The 11,447-nt window shown below is 69.1% G+C and carries 11 protein-coding genes and 1 pseudogene; 7 read left to right on the forward strand and 5 right to left on the reverse strand.

Features of this window, described 5'->3' with window-relative positions; all coding sequences use genetic code 11:
• The coding region (locus tag ACF08N_RS35835) for a hypothetical protein (protein ID WP_392328927.1) at positions 1–299 on the forward strand (299 nt) is incomplete at its 5' end.
• A gap of 356 nt (positions 300–655) precedes the next feature.
• Here ACF08N_RS35835 and ACF08N_RS35840 read toward each other — a convergent pair.
• A complete protein-coding gene (locus ACF08N_RS35840; protein WP_392328928.1) occupies positions 656–1,087 on the reverse strand; it encodes a hypothetical protein in 432 nt (143 codons plus the stop codon).
• A 965-nt stretch (positions 1,088–2,052) separates the two neighbouring features.
• Here ACF08N_RS35840 and ACF08N_RS35845 point away from each other — a divergent pair.
• Positions 2,053–2,472, forward strand: coding sequence for a hypothetical protein (locus ACF08N_RS35845; protein WP_392328929.1), 420 nt, complete (start codon positions 2,053–2,055; stop codon positions 2,470–2,472).
• A gap of 432 nt (positions 2,473–2,904) precedes the next feature.
• On the opposite strand, the gene ACF08N_RS35850 is transcribed toward ACF08N_RS35845, so the two are convergent.
• Both ACF08N_RS35850 and ACF08N_RS35855 read right to left on the reverse strand, forming a co-directional pair.
• Positions 2,905–3,738, reverse strand: coding sequence for a hypothetical protein (locus ACF08N_RS35850; protein WP_392328930.1), 834 nt, complete (start codon positions 3,736–3,738; stop codon positions 2,905–2,907).
• 18 nt (positions 3,739–3,756) lie between these two features.
• Positions 3,757–4,788 (reverse strand): hypothetical protein, encoded by a 1,032-nt coding sequence (locus ACF08N_RS35855; RefSeq protein ID WP_392328931.1) that lies wholly within the window; start codon positions 4,786–4,788, stop codon positions 3,757–3,759.
• A 664-nt stretch (positions 4,789–5,452) separates the two neighbouring features.
• Here ACF08N_RS35855 and ACF08N_RS35860 point away from each other — a divergent pair.
• Together ACF08N_RS35860 and ACF08N_RS35865 are read left to right on the forward strand one after the other, a co-directional pair.
• Positions 5,453–6,088, forward strand: coding sequence for a hypothetical protein (locus tag ACF08N_RS35860; protein WP_392328932.1), 636 nt, complete (start codon positions 5,453–5,455; stop codon positions 6,086–6,088).
• A gap of 88 nt (positions 6,089–6,176) precedes the next feature.
• Positions 6,177–7,108, forward strand: a protein-coding gene (locus ACF08N_RS35865) for an IS5 family transposase (RefSeq protein WP_392328933.1) whose coding sequence is annotated in 2 segments (ribosomal slippage) — positions 6,177–6,554 and positions 6,557–7,108 — 930 coding nt in all. Because the reading frame shifts where the segments join, the coding sequence is not laid out codon by codon here.
• A gap of 205 nt (positions 7,109–7,313) precedes the next feature.
• On the opposite strand, the gene sigJ is transcribed toward ACF08N_RS35865, so the two are convergent.
• Positions 7,314–8,261 (reverse strand): RNA polymerase sigma factor SigJ, encoded by a 948-nt coding sequence (gene sigJ / locus ACF08N_RS35870; protein ID WP_392328934.1) that lies wholly within the window; start codon positions 8,259–8,261, stop codon positions 7,314–7,316.
• Positions 8,262–8,423: 162 nt separating this feature from the next.
• Between sigJ and ACF08N_RS35875 the strand changes: the two genes are divergently transcribed.
• Positions 8,424–9,524 carry an LUD domain-containing protein gene (locus ACF08N_RS35875; RefSeq protein WP_392328935.1) on the forward strand — a complete coding sequence of 367 codons (1,101 nt, stop codon included), beginning with the start codon at positions 8,424–8,426 and terminating at the stop codon, positions 9,522–9,524.
• A 29-nt stretch (positions 9,525–9,553) separates the two neighbouring features.
• Here ACF08N_RS35875 and ACF08N_RS35880 read toward each other — a convergent pair.
• Positions 9,554–10,197, reverse strand: a pseudogene (locus ACF08N_RS35880) (IS5 family transposase); the annotation flags it as partial.
• A gap of 112 nt (positions 10,198–10,309) precedes the next feature.
• Between ACF08N_RS35880 and ACF08N_RS35885 the strand changes: the two are divergent.
• On the forward strand, positions 10,310–10,921 hold the full coding sequence (locus ACF08N_RS35885; RefSeq protein WP_392328936.1) for a TetR/AcrR family transcriptional regulator: 612 nt from the start codon (positions 10,310–10,312) through the stop codon (positions 10,919–10,921).
• The gene (locus tag ACF08N_RS35890) at positions 10,918–11,355 is read left to right on the forward strand and encodes a DUF6069 family protein (protein WP_392328937.1); all 438 of its coding nucleotides are present in this window, start codon (positions 10,918–10,920) and stop codon (positions 11,353–11,355) included. The genes ACF08N_RS35885 and ACF08N_RS35890 overlap by 4 nt, the downstream gene beginning before the upstream one ends.
• Positions 11,356–11,447: the final 92 nt, after the last annotated feature.

An 11,447-nucleotide genomic window follows, 5' to 3' on the forward strand; every position in this document is an offset into this window, starting at 1 on the left:
AGTCCAACGCAGACCCCGCCTACCAGCAGGCACGCACCGAATGCGGCGGCTACGACACCTGCGTCACCGAACGCACCCGCAAGCTGAGGGCCGAGCAGGCGAAGGACAGCACCAAGGACCACGCCGGCAAGGACAAGCGGGACCGCAGCGACACTCGAGCGCAGCACTCCGAGAAGACGTCGAACAGCAAGAAGACGGATACCTCCGACAGCCGCAGCGACCGAAGCGACCGCGGAGAGCAGAAGGACACCAAGAAGTCCGGCCCGGTGAAGAGTAAGTACGAGAACAGGGCGGTCTGAACGGTGCGACGGGCCGCTCAGCCGGACTGCGATCAGCCCGTCGATCGCCGGAGCCCCTGGTCTGCAAGGACCCAGTGCAGTTCGCAAAGCTCTGCCTGGCTCAGGAGGGGAGAAGCATGGACACGCGCGGGACGGAGGCTTCCATGAGCAGGCAGACGTCGATGCGGCCGAGACCGCCCGGCAACCATGTCCACCGGCCGGCGGGCGGCAGTGAACTCCAGTTGTCCATCGGTAACGGCACGGTCGTCCGCGCACCCCACCGCGGCAGCACGCTCACCCTCATGCCGCTGACGCTGTCCTCGCAGTTCCTCACCCTCGGCCCCGTCGCGGCACCAGACCGGTTCGTGACTGCCCGGTCAGGCGCAGTCGTTGGCGTCCCAGCAGGTCTCCTCGGGGAAGGGGTCACCGCCACCGCCGTCGGTCGGGGGCGGTGTGGAGGACGGCGGCGGATCGTAGACAGGAGGCGGTGGTTCGTACGGAGTCGAATCCGGTGCCCTCGAAGTCCGCTGGGGCTCCGGCTCCCCAGGACGCGACGTGCTCTTGGAGGACGGCGCGGGCCGCGACAGCTGCCGTGTGGCGCCCGGTACGGGAGTGTTCTTGACGCCGGGCTCGGTCGCCGGGCGGGAGGCGACGGCTGCGTCCGGTGTCCGGCCGGACGACGAGGGGATGAGCGTCACGGTGGCAGGCGGGCGCATCCGGGGCACGAGCGGCTCGCCGGAAGGGTCGTCCGGCGCCAGGACGATCCCGGTCACACCGGCCGACACCAGCACGGCCACGACACCCGCCACCAGGACACGGCCGGGCCGCAGAACGAAGCCGGAACGCCGCGACGCAGCAGCCCCCGGTCCCGCCAGAGGGGGGGCGCGCCTGCGGTCGTACCGTGGACGATTCCTCCGGCACCGCCGGGTCCGCACCAGCCGCGCCGGTGGCCACCTCCGCCCCGGCGACCTCAGACGTCTGCCCAGCGGCCGGCGGATCCACGCCCGGCACCTCGGGAGCGTGCCGCGTTCCGCTGCGCGGATCGGTGTCGTCCGGCGGGAGCGGGTCTGCCAAAGGTCCGCCCGCCGCAGGACCGGTGCCGGCACCGGGCGCTGCTCGGCCTCGACAGCCAGACGCTTACGGACAGCCACCCACGCCTCGACCTCGGACCGGTCCCCTCCACAGGCCCGGACGAAGGCAGCCAGCAACTCCTCCCGAGGAAGCTCCGGCCTGTCCAGTACGCCGGCCAGCGTGGCGCGCGGAAGCACATCTCCCGCAGCGTCCGCCCGGCGTTCCAACTCACGGAAACTCACATGCGCCCACTGCCGTAACTGCCGCATCAGCCCCACGAACTGCGCCGCATCCGCCGCCCCTTGCGGCCGCGGCCCTCCCCCGTCCACCCAGCCTTCCCAGGATCCCTTTGTCATGACTCAGGCACCCAAGGCAGCTTAATGGTCACCGAAGCTGGGTCGGGGCGCCGTCGGCCGAGGCGTCGCTCTCCCGCGCGTGGCGAGGCATGGACGTCCGAGCTCCTTGGCTGTCGGTCGGGGGCCATCCCGGTGACGTGACCCCACGTCAGGGTGGCCGCACCAGACGGGTCGTGCTCGGCAGCCACGGCCGGGATCGCCTCGACCGGCTGCGCTGTCCGGGACATGTCCCGGACAGCCGTTGGGGCTGCGCGGACGAGCCGCACTGCGGATCGTGGTGATCGTGCCCTTACCGGCGGACAGGCAAGCCCTGCCCGCTGGTCCGACCCGAGAACAGGAGACAGCGCATGAACCAGTGGAAAGCCCTCGCCTGCGCGGCCGCAGCAACCCTGGGCATCAGCATGCTTGCCCACAGCCCGGCATCGGCAGCAACCGGATTCACCTTCGAGCGCCCGGGAGCGCGCGTGGTCGGCAACGTGTCGGTCTCCGGCAACACCGTGTACCTCAGCGGCACCGTCAAGGACACTCCCCCCGGCGATGGCTACTGTGCCTGGGTCCGCGTCACCTTTCACTACACCGACAGCCCCTTCAACCGAGTAGAGAGCCGCAAGGCGTGCGGTGCCGGCAACCCAGCCGCAAGCTGGGCATGGAACAGCCCCAGTCCCACCGTCTCGAGCGTGGACGTGTTCGCCTGCAGCGGCAGTTCCAGCTCCTACTACAGCTCCACCTGCGACGACGGCGACCAGGTCTTCTTCCGCTGGAATTAGCCTGGCCACCTTCCACGCCAACAGGCCGCAACACGCTCGCTCGGGTCACCGCACGCTTCCTGGCCTCTGCCATTCGGCAGGACCAGCGCGAAGACCGGCGAGGATACCCGTGCAGAAAGCCTTGAGGTCCCGATCCCCCGCAAGACGCTGCTGGAGCTGCCCGATCCGCAGCCGCCCGCGCCGCCGGCCCCGAAGCGGCCGGACCATCCGGCCACCAGCAGATCACGGCGGTGTCCGCTACGGCGCGACAGGTGTGCGAGACGATGGACATAGAGCCCAACAACATCAACAACACCCGCCTGAAGCTCAAACGGCTGACCGAGCGCGGCATCCTGGTCGAGACCGGGCAGGGCTTGTTCACCCAGCCGCGGCCGTAGCCGCCCGGCGACGCGGCCAGCGCTGCTTGCACCTCCCGGAACGGCGAAACGGTCATCAATCACCGGTCCTGGCCTGGATCCGCTGTTGTTCTGTGTCGTCCGGGTGGGTTGCGTCCTGGTGGAGGTCGGCGAAGTGCCGCACCATGGCGAGTAGTTCGTCGCGTGCTGCGATTCCCTCCGCGCCGGGTCGTGCCAGTGCTTCGTGCAGGGCCTGTCCGAGGGTTTCACGCACGGCCGGCCATGCGCCGCTGAGGGGGCGGCCATCCTCGATCAGCCGGGCCAGCAGGTCCAGTCGGGTGTTGCTTTCTTCGCGGATGCCGCGAAGAGGTGATGTCCGCAGCTCCTGCGCCAGCTGGTAGTCGAGTTCGGCTGGGAGGACTACGGGTGTCGGTGCGGCCTCGTCGATGCGTTGGGCGAGCCCCTTGAGGAGTTCGGCGCCGGCTGGTTCGAAGCAGTACGGCACCGCGTCGCGGATGTCCTGCAGGAGATCGCCGAGGTCGGCCGTGGGCAGCGACAGGGTCATGTCCCCCCGTCCGGCCCCCTTGTCGGCGAAGGCCGCGGCGATGCGTTGCGGCTCTTCCCGCAGGCGTTGCTCGGTCTGCGACGGCCACTCGCGCCGAAGCGGCAGCTCGAAGCCCTCACTGATCGCCCACGGCAGTCGGCTGTATCCGTTCACGAAGTAGCCCAGGCATCTGATCGCGGTGCTGACGTGGTGGGCCGAGGGCGGGGTGGCGGGGTCGCGGTAGGCGCGCACCACGCCGTCGGTCTCGCCCCTGTCGTAGACAACAGCGGTTTCGATGTGCCCGTTGGGGTGGGCGACCTCGATACGCCACGGGTCGCCGGGCACAACCCGGACCCTGGCCACCACCTCTTCGGCGTCTTCATCCATCAAGGGGCGGGCTTCCGTTCAGGCGAGCTGTGTGCGCACGCGGTGCAAGTAGCTGAAGTCGTGGCGCTGCGCGGCGTTGGTGACCGGGCGGGTCTCGCGGGTTGCCACGTTGAGAGCATAGGCGCCGACGGTGCCCAGGACCCAGCCCAGGTCGGGCACGAGAAGGGAACCTGCGGCCGCCGCGCCCAGCGCGACGGCCGCGGTCACCGAGCGGTTGATCCACACCATGCGGGAGCCCTTGGCTGCGGCCTGGAAATCCTCCACCGCCTCCGTCAATTCACGGCGGAGCTGAGCGAGGACGTCGGCCGGATGCTCGTAGTCCCGGCGCAGGTCACCGAGCAGCCGGTGGACCGCCCGCATCAGCCGTACCCGCTCGTCCGTGTACCGCTCGCGGAAGGCGAGCACCTCGCCCGTTGGTGTGCCGGGTACGGGCAGCGGGAGCAGCCGCCCGATCTCCACCTCCCACGAGAGGCTGCGCGCCTGGCCCAGTGGCTGATGGGCGAGGCGATGGGCGTCCTCCCGGTCCGTACAGGGGAAATAGGCCCGTTGTTCCGCAGCGCCGCCGTCCGGGGGTGACAGGGCCAGGCTGCGCACGATGGTGCCGATGACCGTCTGCTGGACCTCCTGCGCCACCGCAACCCCGGGGAACGGCTGGAGCTGCGGCTCCGCGAGTCCGAGCTGGATAAGCCGCCGGATCAGCCTGTCGTTCACTTTGCTCCAGTAGATGAAGCTGTCGGGCGGGGAAGCCGGTCGCGGCGGCTGCGGCCTGGAAGCCATGCGCTCCAGCTCACGTACCAGCACCGACGACGCGCCCCATTCGCGCATCACAGGTGCGTAGCCGGAGTCGTCCGAATACCCAGGCCGGTCGTCGTAGACGAGGGGCGCATAGAGCTCCCGCTGCTGGAGTTCGAGCAACTCCGCAGAGACCGCCGCCTGGAACACCTCAGGATCACGCGGAACTACCGACGAGAGCCCGTCCCAGTACAGCAGCGCCTGGTGCACGATCTCCACTGGCGGAACCACCAGCGGATAGTAGAGCAGGACAGCCATTGCGTCTCTCCCCAAGTACGTCCTGATCGACGAGCCAACGGTACTGTCCGCCGTCACCAGGCAAGAGCCAGTCTGGCGCACAGCTGGCGGCCCGTTTACGCGTCGCCCGGGCCTGCGGTCTCGTCACGACCTGGGCCGACTCCTGGAGGCGCCGCCCCCGAAGCGAAGGACTACTTCCCGGGTGCACTCGCCGCCGGCAGACTTCGACGGAGACGGCATCGACACAGCGAAACGGACAGCAACTCACGTACCGCCCTCTGACAGCGATGTACATGCGCCCCAGTCCTGGCCGGGACCACCGTTCGAACGAATCGAACGATCTGGAAACAATGGTTTCCACGCACAGCGGACGAACGGGCCGACCAGATCCGGTGCCAGGATGCCGCGCAGGGCGAACATGATGTGCCAAGCCTTGCCAAGGACCTGCACAACGAGTAGCCCCGGAGACGCACACCGAGCCAAACTCGGTCACTTCAGCGCCGCCCACCTATTCCTGACCGAACAGCGGAGGAGTCTGAAAGCCTCTGCAAGCGCCTGACTCTCTAGGACCTGTCCGGCCGATCACGCGGCTGATCCGAGCACCGGTCCAATCCGGGAGGACGGGAAACGGGAAGGCGCTGACCGGGGGAATTTTGGCGCGCCGGGCCTGGTAGAACACTGACCTGTGGGTATCCAGGAGCGCGAACGCAAGATGTACCGGCCGCTGCGGCGGGCCGGCCTCGAGGTGATCCCGGACGCCGTGCCGGACGGCACGATGCCGTTCGTCTCCGGATACGGTCCCGAGGACACCGTCGACGGCTTCTCCCACCCGTACGAGACCCCACGGCTCGTCGAGCGTCTCAACGAGGACTGGTACGACCTCGCGGTCTCCTCGGGTCTTCTCGACCACCGGCGCGAGTTCCTCGTCATGCTTCCCCAGGGCACCCTCACGCACGGGGCCTGGCTGCAGAACATGCACTGGGGCCACCGTCTCGCACCGACGACCTGGACCCGCGTCCGACTCCTGGACCGCTGGGACATCATGGGCCGGGGCGCGGCGTCGTTCCTCGGCATCCGCGCGGGCCACCCGGGCTTCGGCATGATGGCTCTCGACAGCAGCGTGTACATCAGCTGCTCGACGGGCGAGATCGGCGTCGACGTGATCGCGGTGGCCCACCCGGACCGCTCGGAGAACATCCTGCAGCACCTGGAATGGTACGCACGTTGGGACTATCGCCGCGCCGACAAGGAGTTGCAGAAGCGGATCGCCGTCTGGCTCGCGGGCCGCGCACCGGGGGCTGTCAGCCGTTCCGACCGATGACCACGCGGCCCCCGGTGGCGAGGCCGGCAAGGTTGTCGCTGTCCGGCTGATCATGTGACTACTCCATTGCCGAATCGTTCACGTGGTCATGGGGCGGGGTGACCCGACGGATGCCGAATGGGAGCGGCTTCGGCCGTTCCTGCCGGTCAGTAACGGTCGTTGCGGCCGGTGGCGGGATCACCGGCAGGTGATCAACGGGATTCTGCACCGGGTACGGACCGGCGTGCAGTGGCGTGACCCGCCCGAACGGTTCGGCCCGTGGAAGACCGTCTATGAACGACACAGGCTGTGGTCGGCTGACGGAACCTGGGAACGGCTGCTCCAGCAGGTCCAGGCCGAGGCCGATGCGGCGGGTGAGATCGACTGGGACATCGCAGTCGACTCCACCATCGTGCGCGCCCACCAGCATGCCGCCGGTGCCCACACCGCACCGCTGCCAGCTCCCTCTTTTAAAAGGGACGCTCCGGCAGAACTCCAGGACGATACGCCGTGGCAGAGACTCGTCGCCCGCCTGGTGGAGGTGGTGCTGGAGGTGAAGGCCTGGGCCGCTCGCGCGGTGGCTTCACGACCAAGCTCCACCTGAGTGCCGATGGCCGCTGCCGTCCGCTGACCCTGGTCATCACGCCAGGACAGCGAGCGGACTGCACGCAATTCAAGCCCGTGCTGGAAAAGATTCGCGTCCCGCGGGTCGGGCAGGGCAGGCCCCGCAAGAAGCCAGACAGTGTCGCGGCGGACAAGGCCTACAGCAACGGGCCCTGCCGCGACTACCTGCGACACCGCGGCATCAGGCACACGATCCCGGAGAAGACCGATAGCCAGGCTGCCCGCTTACGCAAAGGCCCTCGCGGCGGACGGCCACCCGGCTTCGACGAAGAGCGGTACAAGAAGCGCAACACCGTCGAACGGACGATCAACCGTTTGAAGCAGTACCGGGCGGTCGCCACTCGCGACGACAAGCGCGGCTACATCTTCCTAGGTACCGCCACAGCAGCAGCTCTCTCCATCTGGCTGCGAACGTGATCGCCCGGACAAGACCTAGCGGTCCTGGGCCTCCTCCAGCACTCATCGCCACCTGGACCGGAACCTGCCCATCTGCCAACAAACGGTCCCATGGCAGCCCTACGACACCACCTAGCAAGGCACTACCAGGGCGTGTTTCAGATAGGGGCTCGGTGCGGGTTGGTACTGGCCACGATCCGATCGCTGCGGTGTCTCGGATCGCTCGTCAGCTGATCCGCCAGGAACGGAGCTTCTCAGGGTTTCTCACCGCCCAGATATGCCTGATCCGGTCGCCCGCGATCTCGAACGCGAACACGGTCGAAAGGTTCCCGTCCTGCCGCGCCACCAAGCCGGGCAGGCCGTTGACCGTGCACTCCAGGAACGTGGTGTGGTCGCCCGACACACGGGCGATCTCGGCGTAGGCGCGTGCGATCTGCTCACGGCCCACGATCGGGTGCAGGTGGGTGACGGCCAGCCCGCCGCCGTCGGCGGTCGCGACGGCGTCGGGGTCGAGCAGGCTGATCAGGGCGTCGATGTCCTTGGCCTCCCATGCCGTTCTGAACTGCCTGACGATGCCGGCCTGCCCGGCACTCGGGCCCGCCGGGCTATGCGCGGTGCGGATGCGCCGACGGGCGGACGAGGCCAGTTGGCGGCACGCCGCCGGAGTACGGCCGACGATCTCGGCGATCTCCCCGAAGGGGTAGCGGAAGACGTCGTGCAGGACGAACGCGACGCGCTCGGCCGGGGTCATGGTGTCGAGGACGACCAGGAAGGCCATCGCCACCGACTCGTCGAGGGTGACCCGGTCGGCCGGGTCGGCCGGGGCGGCCCCGCCGGCGCCGGAGCGCCCGTTGATCCACTCCGTTGGTTCGGGCAGCGGTTCCGGAATCCAGTCGCCCACGTACGTCTCCCGCCTGGCCCGGGCCGAGCCGAGCAGGTTCAGGCAGATGCGGCTGGCGACCGTCATCAGCCAGGCACCGGGCGACTCGATGGCCTGCTGCTCCCGTGCGGACATGGAGTACCAGCGGGCGTAGGTCTCCTGCACGACGTCCTCGGCGTCGGCAAGGGACCCGAGGAGTCGATAGCCGAGGTTGATCAGCCGGCGCCGCTCGCTCGTGATCTCGCTGAGGCCCGGATCGCTCTGATCGTCTCCGGGCTCGGCTCTGGTGGTCATGGTCTGGCCGTCTCCCCTGCTCGCTTCTGTGCCGCTACCCCGTTACGACAGGACAGCGCACCGGAATGTGAGGCCGACGTGCCGCCTCACATTTCGAAGCGCTGCGTTGTCGTAAGGGTGTCGCACCGGTGAGGGCGACAACAGGACGGAGAGGGAACTTCGATGAACGATTTCCAGGCTGTTGCGGACCGCGTCGAGATCGAGGCACTGCGCGGCGAGTTCACCGACGCGGTGATGATGCGCGACCGACCCCGCTTGGCGTCGCTGTTCACACCGGACGGTGCCCTGCGCATGCCCAACATCCCCGTCGAGCAGATCGGCCGCGAGGAGATCCTTGCCGGGGGCGAGCGGCTGCAGAGCCAGTGGGACTTCTTCGTACAGAACACGCACCCCGGCACGATCCTGCTCGACGGCGACACCGCGACCGGCCGCGCCTACATGCAAGAACTCGCACGCACCCTCGACGGGCGCGAAGGCTTCAACTACGCCGTCTACCACGACCGTTACCAGCGCACCGCAGAGGGCTGGAAGTTCGCCGAGCGGGTGTACGAGGTCAGGTACCTCGACACCTCGCCGCTGGCCGGCACGGTGCCCCACGGGGCGCAGGGCTCCGGGACCGGCCCAGCACACGCCACGGCCGACCCGGCTCCGGCCACGTCCTTCGCCGAACCTGCATCGGCCGAACAACTGGAGCGGGTGGCCGCCGCGCTGCGTGCCAACGGCTTCGCCGCCGAGATCCTCGACGACGCCGCAGAGGCGCGCGCCCGCATCAAGGACCTGGTACCCGCTGGCGCCGGCGTGCTCACCGGAGCCAGCGAGACCCTCCGACTGTCCGGCATCGACGAGGACATCAACGCAAGCGGCCAGTACGAAGCCATCAGGCCGCGCATCCTGGCCATCGACCGTGCCACCGGCGCCGACGAGATCCGAAGGCTGGTCGCCAGCCCCGAATTCGTCATCAACAGCGTCGCCGCGGTCACCGAGACCGGCTCGCTCGTCCTCGCCTCGGGCAGCGGCAGCCAACTCCCCGCCAACGCGGGCGGCGCCGCCCACGCGGTTTGGATCGTCGGCGCGCAGAAGGTGGTGCCCGACCTGAGCACAGCGCTGCGCCGCGTCGAGGAGCACGCCCTCCCGCTGGAGAACGCCCGCGCCCAGGCTGTGTACGGGATGCCCAGCGCCGTCAACCGCCTGCTCGTTCTCAAAGCGGAACCCCGCCCCGGGCGCGGCACCGTGCTACTCCTCCGAGCGGCCATCGGATACTGACCCGGCCAGGGCCCGTTTGACTCACGGGCTCAGAGCCAGTCATTGATGGCGGCGATCTGGACGGTGGCTTCGTAGCGGACTGCGAGCTTGTCGTACCGGGTCGCCACGGCCCTGTGCCGCTTGAATCGGTTGATCCCACATTCCACCGCATGCCGAGCCTTGTAGTCCTCGCGGTCGAAAGCCGGTGGTCGCCCGCCGGCCGCTCCCCGGCGCCTTCGATGACCCGCTTGACCTGCCGGTTCCGGGATGGTGCACCGAATGCCTCGGCGCCGCAGATAGGCGCGGTTGACACGAGACGAGTAGGCCCGGTCGCCCCGCACCCGTAGCGCGCGAACGCGAGGACGGCCGGGCCAAGTCTTGGGACTCGGATGGCTTCCAGCACGGCGGTGAACTGTGGGCTGTCGCCGCGTTGGCCGGCCGTGACCAGCAGAGACAACGGCCGCTGTCCTTGTTCGCAGGCGAGATGGATCTTCGTTGTCCAGCCCCCGCGCGAGCGTCCCAGGCCATGGTCGTCGAGCTCGGTGCGGCTTCCGCCGGGCGGTTCCTTCTGGTTCTTCCCGTCGCGCCGAGCACCGGCGGCATGCTGGTGGGCACGGCAGATCGTGGAGTCGACGTTCACCTCCCAGGTAATCAACCCGACTGCGTCAGCCCGTGCCTGAAGGCTGGTTAGTACTCCAGCCGTAGTTGTGGATCTTGGCGGGTCAAGCATCCGAGTACGGGAAAAGTGAGCGGAGTGAGGACTCACTCATTGACGGAGTGAGTGCTCACTCCGTACCCTGGCGGTCATGACAGCACCTAAGGAGAACCAGACCACCCGCCGCCGCGCCCCCGGCATGTCGCCGGAGCAGCGCCGCGAAATGATCATCCAGACCGCGATCCCGCTGATCGCCGAGTACGGCGCCGCGGTGACGACCGCGAAGATCGCCCGCGCGGCGGGCATCGGCGAGGGCACGATCTTCCGGGTCTTCGCCGACAAGGACGAGCTGCTGCAGGCCTGCGTAGCCGAGGCGCTCTCCCCCGAGCACGCAGTCCGCGAGCTCGGCGCGATCGACGTATCCCAGCCGCTGCCCGACCGACTCGCGGAGGCGGCCGAGGCGCTGCAGGCGCACATGTCCAGGATGGGCGCGATCGTCGGCTCGCTGGGGCATCGCGGCGGCAAGCACCCCGGCACAGTGCGCGGCGCGGGCCGCGACGAGTCGACGACCCGTATCCGCGCGGCCCTCGCGGAGCTGCTGGAGCCCGAAAAGGCCGCCCTGCGCCGGCCGCCGGAGCAGATCGCTGCCCTCTTCTTCGGGCTGCTCTTCACCCAGCCGCGTACGGAGGACGAGCCCGACCTGACCCCGCAGGAGCTGGTGGAGGTCTTCCTGCACGGGGCGCTCTCCGGGGGCGCCAAGTGAGCGCGCGGAGAAGGCGCCTGGGGGTTACGGCCCTGGCGGTCCTGGCCCCCGTCCTGGTGTGGCTGGTCGCGGACCCACTGTTGGGGCACCGGGTGCGGATCGCCGACGGCGAGCAGACGCTCGACATCGGCGCCGTGCCCGTGGCGGTCGTCGCACTGCTCGCGTCGCTCTCCGGCTGGGGACTGCTGGCCGCCCTGGAGCGGTTCGGGGCGCGGCGTGCCCGCGCCATCTGGACCGTACTGGCCGGCGCCGTACTGGCCGTGTCCTTCCTGCCGTTCATCGGCGACGGCATGGACGGCGGCACCCGGGTCTCCCTCGCTCTGATGCACCTGGCGGTGGCGACGGTGCTGATCCCGGGGCTGGGCGGCAGGTCCCCCGGGGCGGGAGCCGGTGCCGCTAGTCTTCTGAGTCAGGAATTCTGTTCAGATGTGTAGGCTGGCTCCATGGCACGGACCGGGCGGCCGAAGGCCGAGTTAAGACTGTCGGACGAGGAACGGGCTGCACTCGAGGGGTGGGTGCGGCGTCG

This window comes from Streptomyces sp. NPDC015127 (assembly GCF_043080095.1).
GTDB lineage: Bacteria > Actinomycetota > Actinomycetes > Streptomycetales > Streptomycetaceae > Streptomyces.